This window comes from Pseudoalteromonas sp. SWN29, assembly GCF_015864465.1.
Taxonomy (GTDB): Bacteria; Pseudomonadota; Gammaproteobacteria; order Enterobacterales; family Alteromonadaceae; genus Pseudoalteromonas.
In genome coordinates, this window is record NZ_JADYXE010000064.1 from 1 (window position 1) to 17,888 (window position 17,888).

Annotated in this window: 9 protein-coding genes and 1 pseudogene; 2 read left to right on the top strand and 8 right to left on the bottom strand. The window is 37.8% G+C overall.

The window, feature by feature from the left end:
- Positions 1-22: 22 nt before the first annotated feature.
- The 3 genes from I6F53_RS18295 to I6F53_RS18305 all read right to left on the bottom strand — a co-directional run bounded on the left by I6F53_RS18295 (position 23) and on the right by I6F53_RS18305 (position 1,837).
- A complete protein-coding gene (locus I6F53_RS18295; protein WP_197240647.1) occupies positions 23-235 on the bottom strand; it encodes a hypothetical protein in 213 nt (70 codons plus the stop codon).
- 65 nt (positions 236-300) lie between these two features.
- Positions 301-783, bottom strand: a complete 483-nt coding sequence (locus I6F53_RS18300; RefSeq protein WP_008127170.1) for a PIN domain-containing protein — start codon at positions 781-783, stop codon at positions 301-303.
- Positions 764-1,837 carry a helix-turn-helix domain-containing protein gene (locus I6F53_RS18305; RefSeq protein ID WP_197142108.1) on the bottom strand — a complete coding sequence of 358 codons (1,074 nt, stop codon included), beginning with the start codon at positions 1,835-1,837 and terminating at the stop codon, positions 764-766. Before I6F53_RS18305 ends, I6F53_RS18300 begins: the two co-directional genes overlap by 20 nt.
- A 254-nt stretch (positions 1,838-2,091) precedes the next feature.
- Between I6F53_RS18305 and ylqF the strand changes: the two genes are divergently transcribed.
- A complete protein-coding gene (gene ylqF / locus I6F53_RS18310; protein ID WP_197240640.1) occupies positions 2,092-3,045 on the top strand; it encodes a ribosome biogenesis GTPase YlqF in 954 nt (317 codons plus the stop codon).
- A gap of 582 nt (positions 3,046-3,627) precedes the next feature.
- Here the strand turns inward: ylqF and I6F53_RS18315 are convergent.
- Positions 3,628-4,737 (bottom strand): DUF547 domain-containing protein, encoded by a 1,110-nt coding sequence (locus I6F53_RS18315; protein ID WP_197240642.1) that lies wholly within the window; start codon positions 4,735-4,737, stop codon positions 3,628-3,630.
- Positions 4,738-4,829: 92 nt separating this feature from the next.
- Positions 4,830-7,808 (bottom strand): DUF3857 domain-containing transglutaminase family protein, encoded by a 2,979-nt coding sequence (locus I6F53_RS18320; protein WP_197240643.1) that lies wholly within the window; start codon positions 7,806-7,808, stop codon positions 4,830-4,832.
- 574 nt (positions 7,809-8,382) lie between these two features.
- Here I6F53_RS18320 and fusA point away from each other — a divergent pair.
- On the top strand, positions 8,383-10,467 hold the full coding sequence (fusA, locus tag I6F53_RS18325; RefSeq protein WP_166421478.1) for an elongation factor G: 2,085 nt from the start codon (positions 8,383-8,385) through the stop codon (positions 10,465-10,467).
- Positions 10,468-11,323: 856 nt separating this feature from the next.
- Here the strand turns inward: fusA and mdoH are convergent.
- The 3 genes and pseudogenes from mdoH to I6F53_RS18340 form a co-directional block, all read right to left on the bottom strand.
- Entirely contained in the window at positions 11,324-13,285 is a 1,962-nt protein-coding gene (gene mdoH, locus I6F53_RS18330) for a glucans biosynthesis glucosyltransferase MdoH (protein ID WP_197240644.1), read from the bottom strand.
- Positions 13,257-14,876, bottom strand: a complete 1,620-nt coding sequence (locus I6F53_RS18335; RefSeq protein ID WP_197240646.1) for a glucan biosynthesis protein — start codon at positions 14,874-14,876, stop codon at positions 13,257-13,259. Before I6F53_RS18335 ends, mdoH begins: the two co-directional genes overlap by 29 nt.
- A 326-nt stretch (positions 14,877-15,202) precedes the next feature.
- Positions 15,203-17,810: pseudogene (locus I6F53_RS18340) on the bottom strand (ExeM/NucH family extracellular endonuclease); the annotation flags it as partial.
- Between the last annotated feature and the right edge of the window lie 78 nt (positions 17,811-17,888).

Here is a 17,888-nt window from a genome sequence, read left to right on the forward strand (position 1 = left end):
TTAAACCCTGAACAAGAAATCGTCAAAGCGGAGAGTGCATAACGTAGTGATCGCGACAACTAGTTTGACAAACACCGGCATAATCAACCCATAATACATAATACTGTTCGCCTACTTTAAAGTAGAAGCTAGGGCATTGATCATTGTGCCAGCTTTTATCTATTAGATAAGGGTGATCTTTTAAGTCAAAACCGAGGTCAAAGTCTTGGCCAAACTCTTGTTTATAAAGTGACATATTGTTTCCTTCTTAAAAACTAATTTAGCCAGTGCCACACGCACTGGCTCTATGCCGTACTTACGTTATAAGGCGTTTAAATGCTCTATAGCCACCTTCCAAGGAAGTCTTCGACCTGATAGCTTCATTTTTTCATAGGCTTTTAATGCAGTTTCTTTCGTTACTATTTGTTGCCTAACAAGCTGCGTTATTAATGAAATAGTGCCTTGGACAACAATGCCTTCTTTTTCAGCGGCTTTTCTTAAAGCCATATCGCCAGTTACAAGAGGGCAGTTTTTTTGCTTAGCTAAACACAAAGCAAATATATCGTTACGGCTGGCATTTAAATACAGCGGAATTAACTCCATTGCATGCATCATTGAATCAGGTGATAGCTCTTCTAAAGTTAAGCCCATAGCAGGTAAATGTGCGTGTTCTTCCTCAAGTTCTTCAACGAATAAGATATCAGGTATGGCGAATTGGTAAGGTAGCTGAAAAAGTTGGGTTAGTAGCTCACCTTCTTCCATATCTATTAATATATTGGCATCACTAATTAGTAGCTGCTGCATTAAGCACCTCTAACTTTCGTTCTTTGTGAAAGCTTGAAAGTGATACCCCTAATAGTTCTGCTGCTTTAGATATACCAATGTAGTCTTCACTTAGCGCACGGTATACTAGCTGCTTATAGAGGTAAGTAACTTCATGTGGATAAGGTTCGCCAGGTTCCTGAGTGCGCCATCCTTGCTTGCCAAACCAAATGAACATATTCTTTTGGGTTTGATATGAAATTACACCAGACTGTGAAGCACGGAACAAAGAGGCAAGCATGCTTATGCCATACTCATGCTTAAGCATGTATAGCTCTTGTGCTTCTAATTGAGTTCGGCTTTTACCTAAGTGTTGTATTAAGCTAGTGCTTGGTAATAAAAAAGCCCCTGCGAAGTGATTACATGCCTTTTCTTCATCTAGCTCTTCAGACAGTCGGCTGTGCAATACTAAGTGACCCAATTCATGAGCGAGTGTAAACCGTTGACGATCACCACTTTGTGCCGTAGAGATAACAACAACAGGTAGTCCATTAATGTTACCCGCGAGACCATCAAACTTTTTACTAGTTTCTACATCAGTGCAAATTATCATTACACCTTTCGATTCCAGCGTATCAATCATGTCATGAATAGGATTTAAGCCTAAACCCCATTCATTGCGCATTGTGGTGGCTACACCTTCTAGTTGCTCATATGAATCAATCACATCAGGTAATGTACTTGGTAGTGAAAATGGGGTGATAGGTTTAATAGAATCTGGATAAAAGTTTAAAAGCTCTTGCCAGCGCTCAGCCTGATCTAACACATCACCATTGATACGATCTAAAATCTTCTGTGGCGTGCTTGCACGCTTACGATATTCCACACCTTCTAACTTTACTTTTATAGGACGGAAAAAGTATTCAGTGCGCACTTCAAGTGCGCTTGCAAGCTTTAATAAATTAGAAGAAGACGGCATAGCAGTACCATGCTCATATTTTTTTATAGCATTAGCAGATATACCAACTGCGGTAGCTAGCGCTTGCATTGATAGGCCTGAGGCTTTTCGGGCACGAGTAAATCGTTCAGCAAACATGTATATATACCCCGTGGTTTATAAAATTAAGTTATTTGTCGTAAATATAAACCATGGGTGTATTTTTGTCTATGAACATAAATTACACTTATATAGTTGCGATATACTACTGGTTTTATTTATACGAGAAGTTTAAAGGGATTATGTAGTAAACTACTCACTATTAGTTGAGGTGATAAATCGAAATTATTCACCCAGTACCCCACACAGTACCCCATGGTGTTATGGGTTGAAATAAAAGGTTTATAAATCAAATGAGTAGAGTAGGAATACAGTGGTTCCCTGGGCATATGAATAAAGCCCGCAATGAAATTAAAGAAATAATGCCACAAATGGATGTGATCATTGAAGTGCTTGATGCGCGCATTCCCTACAGTAGTGAAAATCCGATGGTGACAACCTTGCGTGAAGGTAAGCCGGTCATCAAAATTATGAACAAAGCTGATTTAGCTGATCCTAAAATGACTCAAATCTGGAAAGATTACTTTGAGCAAGAAAATGGTGTTAAAGCTATCTCTTTTGGACATGATAAAGCGGCTGAAGTGCATCGTATTAACGAACTTTGTAAAAAGTTAGTGCCGCATAAAGTGGGTGCCGATAAGCAAATTAAAGCCATGATAATGGGTATTCCTAACGTGGGTAAATCTACGTTAATTAATGTACTAGCTGGGCGTATAGTTGCAAAAACAGGTAATGAACCTGCGGTAACTAAAGCGCAGCAACGCATTAAGCTTGAAGACGGTATTATGCTTTACGATACGCCAGGTATGCTTTGGCCAAAAGTAGAAAACGAAAACTCTGGTTATCGCTTAGGCGCTACCGGTGCCATTCGTGATACGGCGCTTGAGTATGAAGAAGTAGCAAGTTACACAGCTGAGTACTTATTGCGTGCATACCCTGAGCTTTTAAAAGCGCGTTATAAAATAGACGAATTACCAGAAAGTGATTGGGAGTTTGTTGAAATGGCGGGTAAAAAACGTGGTTGTATTCGTGGTGGTAACCAAATAGACACATACAAAATGTCTGAAATACTAATCAACGAATTACGCGACGGTATTATTGGCCGTATTACGATGGAAACCCCGCAAATGCGTGAGGAAGAAGAAGTAATGGTTGCTGGTTTACGTGCTGCAGCAGAAGCTAAAAAACAAGCTAAAGAAGAAGAAAAACTGCAACGCCGAGCGCGAGCTCGCAAAAATCGTCGTTAATATCTAACCAGAGTTCAGGTTATTTAATTAAAGTGATTTAGTTTTACTAAATTACAGACATAAAAAAAGCCCGTAAGGGCTTTTTTAGTTTCATATCTACCGTCACCGATATGAGCAATGTAGCAAGTAAAATAGTAGGGCGGTTACTCATCATCAACATCAAGGGGCGTTGCGGTTCATAACAAGTAACCATAGCTGTTTACGTGCGCCACACGTTGTTTCAGGGTCGAGAAACAAATCAATTCATTCCTTAACAAGTGGTATGCAATCCGTCTTGTTGATATTGATTATCAGTTAGATCTAATTATCTGTCAACACCTAAATGCAAATAATTCCTATTGTCTTTGCGTTTATTTTATAAGCTAATGTTAAACCTAAAAAAGAACGATAATTTTCGCCTTGTTATTGCGCTATTTTCTTAGCGCTATAATAGATCACTTATTTAACGTAATTTGGTATTAACTTAATTATCGAGAAGGTTGGCTTTGTTTGATCAAGTAAGAAGTAAGTGGGATAAAATCAGGATGGATAAATATAAAAAATGCGCATTAAATGCGCATTTTTTTAATTAAGTTTATTCTATTAGTTGCTTGCGTAGTAGGCGTTTTCAGCACTTACGTTTGTTTTCAATAAATTATTTTTTCTTTGTAACTCTCTAAGAATAACAATTCGCTTAGCAGGAATTTTAAGATTATTTAAGCGAGGAAAGCTATGCTGAGGGATCAATAAGGCTTTGTTCCAATTGCTCGTAATAATATCGTAAGAATCTCGATGCTTAGGGCCTGTTACGTCGGTAATGTCATAATTATCGATAGTAAAAAGAGCCGTTTTTTTACTTTTTAGCTTACTGAGTAAATCGTTGTCTGCATATAAACTTAGATGATCAATCAAGTCATTATTAAAGTCATTAAAATATGCTTTTTTATCTTTATACATGGTTGATACATTAAGAAGGTTACTGCTGTAATTAGTACCTCTATTTGAATTAATAAATTCTTGGGCGTTATCAATCAATGAAGGCATTAAGTTATTGGCTGTATATGCTTCAGTTCTAATATTTGGTGAACCGATATAACCTTTATATAAACCGTACATAACGAGAGGGTTGTTTTTATTTAATGGCATTAATATTTTGTATTCAATGTCATCTAAACTAAGTGCTTGCCCATTATATGTGAATAGCTTTTTGTGAAAGAAGCTGCTTTTATCAGCCACATCATAAGATAAACTATTTGTGTCTTTTGGGTAGCGCTGAGCTAATTCGTTTATTACTGCTACATTGTGTAGATTCAGCCAAAATGCAGTTTGCTCTTCATTACTTAATTTATTAAGTTGGTTATTTGCTAAATAACTAAGAAGGCTATTTTTTATAGCAGTAATTGATTTTGTTAATTCAGGGTCATCAATAAATTGCTCATAATAAAAACGGTTTGCTTCTGCATCAGTAGCTCGGTTGCTCCCTAAGTTAGGGCCTTTCTCATTTTCATCATAGGAAATATACGATCTATCTGAACGAGCTAACTCAAGAACAGAAGCCTCTAAAACTGCATTGTATTGAGAATAGTCAACTGAAAAGTTAGCAGTTACTTGATTTTTACTGCTTAAAGACGGTGTAGTATTGTTACTTTCTGCAAAGCACGGGGCAGATATTAACGTACTCAGCAATACAGATTTAGCTATTAATTTGATCATATTATTTCCCTCGATGATTATATCCAATATTATTTACGGCTGTTTGTTTTGTGAACAAATCAATGATATGTATTAAAGTAAACCTAGTCAAGTTATGGCGTTTTATTAGCCATTATTCTTAGATTAATTTGCTTTACGAGTACTTTATCTTGTTTGTTTAGGCTCCCTACAATGAGCAAGAAATCACTACCGTCATTTTTTATAACTTTAATGGTGGTGTTATCAAGCTTGGTTTTACCGTACGAGGCTTCTATTTTTTCTATCTCTTTAAAATGGCTTAAATCTGATTCAAGCTTACCGTCATCGTTTTTGTAGTAGCTAAAAATATAGTTCTCGGTTATTCCGTTACCGTCTTCTCGGTAATCAAACACTGCATCGCTATAAAAATAAAGTATGTCTTCGTTTTCTGGCGTTAGGCGATTACGTTTTAAAAAGTGTATTTGATAAGACCATAGGCTATCGCCTTTTATAATGGAGCTATTAGGTAAAATATTGATTTCTTGAAGTACACCTAAAAATAATAAAGGTGCAAACGCAAGTGATATTAAATACTGTCTAATTCGCCAAGACGAGTTGTAATGTAGGGCTTCTTTACTGGTATCGGTTTGCTCAATATAGTTGACCATAGGTAGCCATAAAAATGGCATTATACAAATTACTATAGTTGCGTATTCATCCATACGATAAGCAAAAGTGCTGGCAAGTACTATTAACCAAAGTATTACAGCAACCCAACTAGGCATAATTCTATTTTTATTAAATTGTTTTTGGCTGTGCTGAGCTAGTGCTTTGTACAAAGGGTAGTACCATATAAATGCAAATATACCTCGGACAATAGGCATTATGCTTGAGTTGTCGCGCTCTTTAATTGCTTTAAAGTTACGATAACTCCAGTAATTAACAAATAGACCTAAACTTAAAATACTATAAATAATAAACTTACTTACAGATACACAATAGAATGGGTTGTTTTCAAAGTGAGGGCGTTTGGCTGACTCTAATCGCCAATCAGCAAAAAAGAATATGAGTACTAAAATATAGCCTGCCAACACATATTTAAGCCAGCTATAACCAAAGCTATCTAACACATCAGCTGTTGTTTGAGGCGTTTCGATTGTTTCTGCGTATTTTAAAATAGGGTAATAGGTTGCTGATATTAACTTTTTACGCTGTGCTAAATAATCATCTATTTGAGCGGCTTTAATATGATCTTGTTTTGCGTAATAGTCATAACTCAGTGTTAAAACGTTATCATTAAATTCAGTAGTTGTTTTTAGATTGAAGTAGCCGTTATCAATTTCTTCTTTTTCGCTATCAAATCCCCAATCTTTTTCTGCAAAATGTAGTTTTATTGTGGTGTTAATTATATTGGGATAGCTGAAGTAAAGCGGGTCAGTTCTGTTTACTTGTTTTGGTTCGTAAACACTGTTTTGTATTTCATTGGCATAAAAATTAGCTTCGTAGCCTTCATCTGTTTTTTCCCAAAATTCATCAATTAAATACGATTCTTTTGTTATTAGCCTACCGGTTTGTTCTTGTTCACTAATCTGCATGGTTTCATTTATTGATAAACCATTTAAAAAACCTTGGTAGTACTCAAAATAAGATGTAGCAACACTGTTTAAACCATTACTTGCAATATTACTTCTGCGATTAATTGCTTCAAATCCAGCGTATGTATACTGAGTTTCGAAACGTGAGGGCTCAGATACCTTTTTAGCGATAAAAAAGTTATCTTCAACAGATACATTTGTATGTATAGGTTTTTGCGCCATTGATGTTAAAGCGGTTTCGCCTTCTTTGATTATCAGAGCGTAGCCGTAATCGGGCTGTGCTATATACTCAAGTGTTCCGCGTTGATAGTTTACTGTTGGGTCGAGCCAGTAACGCTTGTTATCGTATTTAAGCGTAACAATTACGTGATTAAAAACACTTGCAGAAGGTGGAAGTTCTTTTAAGCGTTTGGTTTCCTCTGTGTCAACTAGCGCAGGAAAAGCTTCTATATCCATCGCTTTTAATAAAGAAATAAGTAGTACTGTTTTATCTTTGCAATCACCGTATCGCAGCGATAGCGTTTGTGAGGCAGACGTTGGCTGATGTGAATTAGTGCCCATTTCAAGCCCTAAATATCGAACTTCGTCTTGGCTAAAGCGCAGTGCGGCTGTAATTCTATCTGATGTTTGGATGTGCTTTGCTTTTATATCCTCAGCTATAGTCAAAATGCTATTTGGGGTTTCTATAGCTGATTGATAAAGCGGATATGCCCAGTCAACTACCTGCTCCCAATCGTCAAACTCAGAAAAGTAAACTTGTGTATAGGGGTCGTACCACGTTGGGGTTTGAGAGTTTTGCTCTAGTAAGGGCTCTTCAAAAAGAGCGATAGAATAATCTTTACCATATTTGTTAAGCGTTTCTTGAATATCTGCTGTGCCGTTTATTGTATTAATATGTAAAGGTGTTTGCTTACCCCAAAGTACGCGCATATTTTGTTGTACAACGGGGACAGACCAATTAAGCGTGCGCCTTGCACTAAACTTGTTTGCATATACAGGATTACTTCCTGTCACTGTGTAGCTGTAATCGAGTATGTCGCCACTGCGCATATCATCGATAATGATGTTCAGTGAGAGGCTGCCGTTATAAATGCGATTAGCTAATTCAGATTCACTTTGTATCACCGTCATTCTTGCACTGGCAAGCTTATCAATGCGCTTATCATTTCTGATAATAGTTAAGCTGTTTAGTGTTAGCGATTCATAACTTGGATCGAAATCTAGATTAAGCTGGCTTATATAGTCAACACCACTTTGATTTTGCGCCTGCATAACTAACCGCGTATAGCGTTGTTGTTTTTGGTTATTAGGTACGTAGGATTGATTGTCGAGTAGTAAGTACAGCGTGCCGTCGCGTACTTTTGTCATGTCTGTTTGTTCAGGCTGTTTTATTTCATGGGATTTTACCCAATCAGCGGGTGATGTTATTTCATATTGCTGGGCAATAACATTACCGCATAAAATTAATAGATTAAAAGTAAGCAGCCAATAAGTAATACGAGATAAATTCCGTTTCATTGTAAGTTCTTATAATTGTTGTTTTATGCATATGCACTGAAGATAAAATGTACCAAATTTAGGCATTTTCAACAATGAAATGTTAATAGTTGTTTACATTAAAATGCATAATATATTGATTTTATTGGATACAGCTCGTGTTGTGCCAATTTTTTTTAACGTTAAATGCGTACATAAAAAATATACGATACTGTTATGAAATGCGTTACTACGACATTCGCCGTCCACAAAGCCCGCAATTTAGTCGGTGTTAATCAATCTATAATACGCCGATACCTAGCGTATTTACTTGAGTTAGACAAGTTAACTGCTGATCAAAGTTATGGTTGTATTACTCGCACTGAGCGCGGTTACAAAATAATGAAGTAACTTTATACCGACTAAGTTAAGTATTAAAAATTAATAATTTCAGTTCGTTATGTGATATTTGTCATCTTAAATGCTCTGTAGATTCTGACGATAAAAAAAATATGTTGAATTGATTGCATTTTAAGCGGCTTGCATGGTGATGTTCGCTTTAAGTGATGTTATACTCCTGCGGAATAATTTATCGACTTTATTAAGAGCAAAATTAATGGCAGATTTATCGAAGTACAGAAACATTGGTATTTTCGCGCACGTTGATGCGGGTAAGACCACGACTACTGAGCGTATCCTAAAGCTTACTGGTCAAATCCATAAAACTGGTGAGGTTCATGATGGTGAATCTACTACTGACTTCATGGAACAAGAAGCTGAGCGCGGTATTACTATTCAGTCTGCGGCTGTAAGCTGTTTCTGGAAAGATCACCGTTTTAACGTTATCGATACTCCTGGACACGTTGACTTCACAGTTGAAGTTTACCGTTCACTTAAAGTACTAGATGGCGGCATCGGTGTGTTCTGTGGTTCTGGTGGTGTTGAACCACAATCAGAAACTAACTGGCGTTATGCTAATGATTCAGAAGTTGCACGTATTATCTTCGTAAATAAATTAGACCGTATGGGTGCTGATTTTTACCGTGTAACTGAGCAAGTACGTAAAGTACTTGGCGCAACTCCACTAATCATGACTTTACCAATTGGTATTGAAGATGAGTTTGTTGGTGTTGTAGATGTTTTAACTAAAAAAGCATACGTTTGGGATGACACTGGTCTTCCTGAAAACTACGAAATCACAGATGTTCCTGCTGACATGGTAGAGCAAACTGACGAGTATTATGAAATGCTTGTTGAAACTGCCCTTGAGCAAGACGATGCACTACTTGAAGCTTACATGGAAGGTGAAGCACCTTCTTTAGAAGACATCAAGCGTTGTATCCGTAAAGGTACTCGTGACCTTGCTTTCTTCCCTACATACTGTGGTTCTGCGTTTAAGAACAAAGGTATGCAGCTTATTCTTGACGCTGTTGTTGATTACTTACCATCTCCTACAGAAGTTGATCCTCAACCTCTTATGGATGAAGAAGGTAACGAAAATGGCGAGTTCGCAGTAGTATCTACTGACGAACCTTTCAAAGCGCTTGCATTCAAAATAATGGATGACCGTTTTGGTGCATTAACATTCGTACGTATTTATTCAGGTAAACTAAACAAGGGTGACACTATCCTTAACTCGTTTACTGGTAAAACTGAGCGTGTTGGCCGTATGGTTGAGATGCAAGCAGATGACCGTAACGAATTAACTAGCGCACAAGCTGGTGACATCATTGCTATCGTAGGCATGAAAAACGTGCAAACTGGTCACACATTATGTGATCCTAAGCACCCAGTAACACTTGAGCCAATGGTATTCCCAACTCCAGTAATCTCGATTGCTGTACAGCCTAAAGATAAAGGCGGTAATGAGAAAATGGGTGTTGCTATCGGTAAAATGGTTGCAGAAGATCCATCTTTCCAAGTTGAGACTGATGAAGATTCAGGCGAAACTATCCTTAAAGGTATGGGTGAGCTTCACTTAGATATCAAAGTAGATATTCTTAAGCGTACTTACGGCGTAGACCTTATTGTTGGTCAACCACAAGTTGCTTACCGTGAAACTATCACTAAAGAAATTGAAGATAGCTACACGCATAAGAAACAATCTGGTGGTTCTGGTCAGTTCGGTAAAATCGACTACCGCATCAAGCCAGGCGAAGTTGCTTCAGGCTTCACGTTTAAATCATCAGTTGTTGGTGGTAACGTACCTAAAGAATTCTGGCCTGCAGTTGAGAAAGGCTTTAAGTCAATGATGGGTACTGGTGTTCTAGCTGGTTTCCCTGTACTTGACGTTGAAGTTGAACTTTTCGACGGTGGTTTCCATGCCGTGGATTCATCTGCAATCGCATTCGAAATCGCTGCTAAAGGCGCTTTCCGTCAATCGATCCCTAAAGCGGGCGCACAACTTCTTGAGCCAATCATGAATGTTGACGTGTTCACTCCAGAAGATCACGTTGGTGATGTTATCGGTGACCTTAACCGTCGTCGTGGCATGATGAAAGACCAAGAAGCTGGTTTAACAGGCAGCCGTATTAAAGCTGACGTACCGTTATCAGAAATGTTCGGTTACATCGGTACACTACGTACAATGACATCTGGTCGTGGTCAGTTCTCTATGGAGTTCTCACACTACGCTGCATGTCCGCAAAACGTTGCTGATACAGTAATCGCTGCAGAAAAAGAGAAAAAAGCTGCTAAGTAATTAGCTCTTTAACTCTTTAAAAAAGCCCGCACATGTTGCGGGTTTTTTATTGCCTGAAATTTGGTTTTATTTTTTGTAGTTATAAATAACTACTTTTTATTATTAAGTAGTCTTATATTGCTAGTTAATAAAAAGGTATTAGAGGGGGATTTATTTACGCTAATTACTTAATTATTTGGTTTACAAAGGATTTATTGTAAATAGCATGTAACTTGTTGAAAATTAAGAACTTCTGTTGATGCTTCTATGTGCGTAATGTAAAATACCAGCACTTTTAGACTAGAGCTCTAAAGTCAGATAAGGAAGTCTCCGCAGCAGAGACGTTTGCATATTAATTTTATATAAGACGTAACAATTATGAAACCTATTAAATTGGCACCAAACTGGTGGCTACAATTCACAAAATGTATTTTAGCATTCAGCTTAATATTCTTAATTCATATTATATTTGCAGTGAACCTAAAAATTGTTTTTCTCACTGTCATGCCAGCTTTACTTATTATTATTACTTTTAATATTCTTCATCTTCGTTTTTTACATTGTTATAAAGCAGGCATTTGTTATACGCGTTTATGCACAAAGCGTTATATCAATAGCGAGGAAATTAGTTGCGTATCATTTAGTTCGTTTTTTCTTTTTACCATTTTTAATGTCGAGTTAGAAAATGGTAAAAATTTCCATTTTTATAACTGGCAACTTGATGACGAAACGCAATCAGCTATTTCTAAAATGTACTGTAATAAGTTAGCTAACAAAATGGATAATATTAGCGATAAATGCAACGCTTGATTTTAAATTTAGATAGCAAAAAGGAGCGATTAATCGCTCCTTTTTTGTTTTTGTATTTTATAACGCGCTAATTAAACTTTTTTATTACCTTGGCTTTTAGCGCTTTCATCTTTAGCCTGCGTGGCTTTTTAAAAGACTGGATAGGCATTGTTACCAATTGCTCTTGTGGTAGTGCCGGTATTGTTTGTGGGTAAATACCTTCCTTTGGTACCGAAATTTCTTTTAGGTGAGTTTTAAGCGCTTCTAGTGTTGAATCGTTATCAACTTCGCTAGGGCAAATAAATATACCTAACTTTCTTAGCTGTACACCGAGTTTAATGCTACTGGTATAACGGATAATCGGAGCGCCTAGCACTAAGCCTAATAATATAGGCGATAACCACCAAAAGAACACCGGTGTGAAGTAGTAAGCTGTACTTCCCCATGCAATAGCCACAATAGTTGAAAATAACGTATAACCAAACGCTTCCTTCCAAGGAACCATACGACCTTCACGAGGTTGTGCATCCCACTTTACTTTTTTACCTAAAAATACACACAGTACAAAGTAAGCATGAAATACCATCATTAATGGAGCAACGATAATAGCAAATACAGTTTCGATAATTGAGCCTAGTATTAGCTTAATTGAGCCACCAAAACGTTTGTTTCTATGTATTAAGGTGACTATTATGCCCATTAGCTTAGGCATTAATAAAATAACGATAGTTAAGTACAGCAGTGAATCAATAAGATCCGTTTTAGCTATTTGCCATGTAGGGAATAACTGATAAACACGATTAAAGTACACATCACTATTTAATGCGCGAGTTACTGCATCAATCGTACTTAGCGCTAACATTGAGAGCCAAATTAGCGATGAAATATAGGCTGTGGCACCTAGTAAAAAGTGAAGCTTACTCATTAGTTTTAATTTTGGCGACGACAATAAGCCTAAGTGCTGAATATTACCTTGCACCCAACGTCTATCGCGTACAGCGTAATCTAGAATGTTACTTGGTACTTCTTCATAGCTACCCTCAATATCTGATAGCAACAATACATCCCAACCAGCACTATGAAGTAGCGAAGCCTCTACAAAATCATGGCTTAAAATTTCACCGCCAAAAGGTGCATTACCTTTAAGTGTTGGTAAGCCACAGCAGGTTATAAATGCTTCAACTCTAATGATTGCATTATGACCCCAGTAGTTTGCTTTATCAGTTTGCCAAAAAGCGGAGCCAGTCGCGAGCATTGGGCTATATAGCACTGATGCAAACTGTAAAAAACGGCCAAAAAAGGTATCTTGACGAACAGGGATCGGAATAGTTTGAATAAGACCGGCTTGTGGATTGTTAAGCATGCTTGTAGTGAGCTCAAGCATACATTTACCCGTCATTACGCTGTCTGCATCAAGCACAATCATATGGTCGTACTGGCTGCCCCAGCGTTCACAAAAGTCGGTTAGGTTACCAACTTTACGATGTTTGTTATCTTCTCGGCGACGATAAAAAACGTGTTTTGCTGTATCACCTAAACGTTCACACAATGCATGCCATGCACTTAGCTCGTTTTTAGCTATTTCCGCGTCTTGCGTGTCACTTAATAAGTAAAAATCAAAGTTTGTAAGTTGACCTGTTTCTTTTAACGATTGCAGACTAACTTCAAAGCCCGCGATAACACGGTGAGTGTCTTCGTTATAAATAGGCATTACAACAGCCGTTTTTTGGGCGTTAATTGCCTCACTATTAAACTCAATGGGTTTAATACGCTTTAGCGTAAGTGGGTCAATTCGTAATAGCTGTAATACAAAGCCGATTGTTCCACTACAAAAGGCCGTTACAATCCACGCAAAGGTGATTGAGAATAAAACTAAAAGAGCATACTCAAGCAATGTCATACCGTTTGAGTTTAAAATCTCAAACATGATAGATATGCCGTAACCTGATGTGCCAAGTGCCGCAATAGCAAATAGCCATACTCTTAGTGTTTTGAATGGCATTGAAGTGCCTTTTCCTTTGTTACTTGATGTCATTTGGGTACCAAACATAACTCCATACCTCGCTAATTTCTTTATCACGTAGTTTTAACGATAAACGCATATCAACGGGTTGATCGTCCTGTGGTGCAATTTTAAAGGCGACACGCCATCCACGTGAATCAGGTAGTTTTTGTACGTTTACATCGGTTACTTCGCCCGTTGTAAGTTGAATGTCGGCATCGAGTTTTAATTGATCAGAAAGTTGATTTATTTCTGGACCTGTAAAATCAACAGTAAATTGACGATGACTTGGCGGCGGCGGGTTGTCTTCACCTGGTAAAGCGGCGCTACCGATTTTTGTGCGCAGTACTCTCGCTTTCTCGTGCTGAGTTAAAGCTGCATTAAAGGTCGTCATTTTGTAGCTTAGCTTTAACGAATCACCGGCTTTCATTGGCTTTTCTGGTACCCAGTAACTGACGATATTGTCGTTTGTTTCTGTATCAGTAGGTATTTCTACAAGCTCTACACGGCCATTTCCCCATTCACCTTGTGGTTCAATCCATAGGCTAGGGCGGTTGTGATAATGTGCTTCGGTATCTAGATAATTATTAAAATCTCGGTCGCGCTGTGCTAAACCAAAACCTTTAGGGTTATTATACGAAAATGATGTAACACTCAGTTGTGAAGGATTGTTAAGCGGACGCCATACCCATTTATCATCGGCAGATTGCGTTAATAAGCCATCTGAGTCATGAACTTCAGGGCGGTAATCGTCAAAAAATTTGGTGCTGTTTTCGCCGTGATAAAACATACTTGTTAGTGGCGCTACGCCGAGCTTTTTAATATCTTTACGCGCAAAAATTTGCATATCTACATCAACAAGCATGTTTGTTGTTGGATCAACATTAAACTTATAGGCACCAGATATAGATGGGCTATCAAGTAATGCAAAAATAGTAATACTTGTTTGCTCAGCTTTTGGCTTAACTAACCAAAATTCTTTAAACACTGGGAACTCTTCACCTGAATTTTCAGCGGTATCTATTGCTAAACCACGGGCAGACAAACCATAAACTTGATTAGGACCGACTACTCTAAAGTACGATGCCCCCTGAAATACCATTACTTCATCTTTATATTCATTAGTATTTAACGGGTAATGTAAACGAAATCCTGCATGGCCTAATTGAGTGCCCGCTACACTTTTAGCTATTTCTTCTTGAAGTGGCGCTGCAGTTCCATCGTATTGATAAAAATCGGTGCTAAAAGGCAAGCGACTACGTTTTGAATCGCTATCAACTGTATTTATAGTGACAGGTGTTTTGTATAAAAACCCCGGATGGAATAGCTGTAGTTCGTAAAGACCTTCATCTTTCCAAACCGCTTTGTCCTTTTTAAAGCGAATTGAACGGTAATCTTGATAATCAATATTATTTAATGCTTCAAGCTCGATGTTTTTAGGCGCCACGTATTCTTCACTTGCTAACTTTTTAGCGCGGGCGCTAATTACGTCAAATAAGCTACTTTGTGGGATTGCTACATCAACGGTTGCAGCAATCGCTTGGTTGCTATTGCCCCAAGTCGAAAAAATAATAAGTAGACCCAGTAGTGGTGCTGACTTCTTTTGCCATTTAGGCAGATTTTGGGTTAATTGTTTCATTCTCATTCCTTTATAAAAACACGACTTATTTTTACGTTCAGGGTAAATATTAATTTCTTTGTAAGTATCTTCTAGATTACTAAAAGCAAGAAGTGGACCCTTTAAAAGTTTATATTTTTCAGTAGGTAAACTTATCACATGTAGCTCATTGAGGTTTTTTGTGTAAAATTCACTCAAATGTATGTAGTTGTTACTGATTAATTACTAGAAGATTTACAGATCGTATGAACATAGTACGTGGGGTTTAATGAAGCTTGTCTGAATTACATTTGTATAAAATAAAAAAGCCGCATGCGCGGCTTTTTAAATGTTGAGATTAAAGTTGGTTATTTCTTTTTGAATCTACGCACTATTGATAGCGGTGCTAAAAGAAGTGATAACCATAATAATGAACCTGAATCGTCATCATCAGAGCTCGCTTCAGTGATGTTAATTGTAACTGTTACCGAATCAGACACGTTATCAGCGCTATCTTTTGCTTGCACTGATAGTGCAATTGTACTTTCAACGTCAAAATCAAGTTCACCGGTTACAATAAGTTGACCTTGTTCATTAACTGTAATTATCTCACTACCCGACACTATAAATTCAACCACTGGCGATACATCCGCATTCGGAACACTGAATTCAAGCGTGCCGATAATTGTGTCAATTGCGCTATTTTCATCAATTGCAAAAACTTGGTCAGCAGCAATTATTGGTGTTTGTTCTTCAGGCGTTAAAGTAATTTCAGATTTAATATCAATAATTACAGGGTCATGATCCGATGCGCGGTATGCACTTTCAGAATACAAGCTAGATTGTTGACCTTCGCTTTTAAATTCTACATTGTAATCAAGTGAAATAGGTTCATCTGAGTTGATATGCCAATCTGTTGCGGCGACAATTTTGTTTAGTAGTGATTGGGTCGCTACAGCATGGTCAAGGCTACCTGCACGACCAGAGAAACTATAAGAGTAACCAAGTGTATTGCCATCAAGCTCTGCAACTACATTCTTATATCCTTTATTTGCAAATGCACGTATTGGATCTTCCATTGCGTAAGCATTCATATCGCCGACTAAAATAGTATCTTCATCGTCAACACCGGTTGGTTTGCTATCAAGCCAATTTGCGAATGCATTAGCACCTTCTGTGCGTATTTCATTCCAACAGCCTTGTCCATCATCTGAATCTGCATTGTTTCCAGAAGCACTACCACAGCTTTTAGATTTAAGGTGTGACACAGCAACAGTAAATACTTCATCAGTTTCTAAAGATTTAAAGCTTTGTGCAATTGGAGCACGGTTACTAAAATCAAATGGAGCCTCAGTCGTAATAGCAGCAGTACCTACTTCCTCTACCTTGTTAGCACGATAGATAAGTGCGGTAGTAATTGCATCGGTACCAATTTGATCTACGTTAAAGTCAACAAATGCATAGTTGTTAGCACTATCAGCTTCGTTTAATGCATTTACTAAGCTTGCAATTGCACTAAATTCGCCAAAGCCATCATTTTCGATTTCCATTAAACCAACAACATCGGCCTGGATAGCGCTAATTGCACTTACAATTTTAGCTTCTTGACGAATAAATTCAGCTTCAGAGTCTGCACCACGCGCTGTAGGAAACCCTTCACCTTGGCCATCACCATTAAAGTAATTAAGCACGTTAAAGCTAGCCACACGTAAATCTGCCTCAGCATTAAGCTCTGGCGCATCTTCACGTGCATTTGTCGCAATGAATTGAGGTGCTAAAGTTGGGTGAATTCGGTAAAGGCCAAAGCTATAAGCAAGTGCCCCTGTAACAGTATTTACTGTATCGCCAGTGCGTAATGTATTTTCTGCAGATAAGCCTGGAGCTGGGTAAGCTGTCGGGTCTAAGTTTTGTACTGTAGAGCCATCATCTAGTAAAATCTTTTTAAGTAGATTTTCTGTTTCAACTGCATTAGCTGCATCTCCAGGTAATGCAATTTGAGTCCCTTGATATAAGCGCTCTGTAGCTAATTCAACTTCACCATATCTACCAAGACCAAAGTTATTAGTAACCACTAATGGTTGCTCTAATGTAACTAACATACCTTCAAAAGCTTCTAAATCAGTTGTATCAGCTAAAGGTAAAGTGATTTTTGTAGCTGCTGCAGCTAAACCAGTGCCACATACGGCAACTTGGCTAACACTGCCGATTTGTGTTGCATCAAAATATTCTTCTACAGTACCTTGTACACGTACATGGTCGCCTACGTTTACGTCAATATCTGCAAAATAAACAAATACACCTTCAGAGGTGAGTGGATTTGCATCTATGTCAGCAGCAAGTGAGCTAACAAAAAAGCCTTTTAATTGATCATCATCTTGAAGGTCTGCGGTTACAACACCCTCAAGTTCTACTAATGTATCAACAAGTGGGCTTGCAGAGCCATCACCTTGAATAGCGTTAATTAAAACTTTCTCTGCACCACAAACAAGTGGAATAAGTGGTTCTGGCTCAGGCTCTGGTTCAGGTGTTGTTCCACCATTACCTGCGTGCGCACCTAATCCATCAAAATCATCTTTTTCAAACTGCACCCATTCTTCACTTGGATTAAATGCTGCATCTGGTGTTGTTCTACCTACAGTAATGCTGTCTTTACGACGAAGTGTTTTATCTTGTGTTTGTACTGCGCCTTCAGACCAAAAAGAACCGGGATCTACACCGCGTTGTCCAAAGCTATCTACTACAGAACTACCTTGCATTAGGACTAATGCATCATCACCATTAAAATTAGCAACACCATGTTCCAAATCGGCTTTTTCTTTTAGTGCATCATTTGAACTTGAATTAACAATAACAAAGGTGCTATTAGCTGCTAAAGTACCAGATAAATCAAGGGTTGATTGAATTGTAGTTTTGCCATTTGTATATAAAATTTAATGAGTATTGATCAAGGGTTAGTTCCGATGAGGAGTTATTATAACTGACATTGATCAGACCAATATCAAAAATTTCTATTTAATTTAAGCGCTTAAACCTCCTTAATTTGATAAAATAACA

Coding starts and splice junctions, on each gene's coding strand:
- I6F53_RS18315 (WP_197240642.1), bottom strand. CDS start 4,737: ATGATCAAATTAATAGCTAAATCTGTATTGCTGAGTACGTTAATATCT.
- I6F53_RS18305 (WP_197142108.1), bottom strand. CDS start 1,837: ATGTTTGCTGAACGATTTACTCGTGCCCGAAAAGCCTCAGGCCTATCA.
- I6F53_RS18300 (WP_008127170.1), bottom strand. CDS start 783: ATGCAGCAGCTACTAATTAGTGATGCCAATATATTAATAGATATGGAA.
- I6F53_RS18335 (WP_197240646.1), bottom strand. CDS start 14,876: ATGAAACAATTAACCCAAAATCTGCCTAAATGGCAAAAGAAGTCAGCA.
- ylqF (WP_197240640.1), top strand. CDS start 2,092: ATGAGTAGAGTAGGAATACAGTGGTTCCCTGGGCATATGAATAAAGCC.
- I6F53_RS18320 (WP_197240643.1), bottom strand. CDS start 7,808: ATGAAACGGAATTTATCTCGTATTACTTATTGGCTGCTTACTTTTAAT.
- I6F53_RS18295 (WP_197240647.1), bottom strand. CDS start 235: ATGTCACTTTATAAACAAGAGTTTGGCCAAGACTTTGACCTCGGTTTT.
- mdoH (WP_197240644.1), bottom strand. CDS start 13,285: ATGTTTGGTACCCAAATGACATCAAGTAACAAAGGAAAAGGCACTTCA.
- fusA (WP_166421478.1), top strand. CDS start 8,383: ATGGCAGATTTATCGAAGTACAGAAACATTGGTATTTTCGCGCACGTT.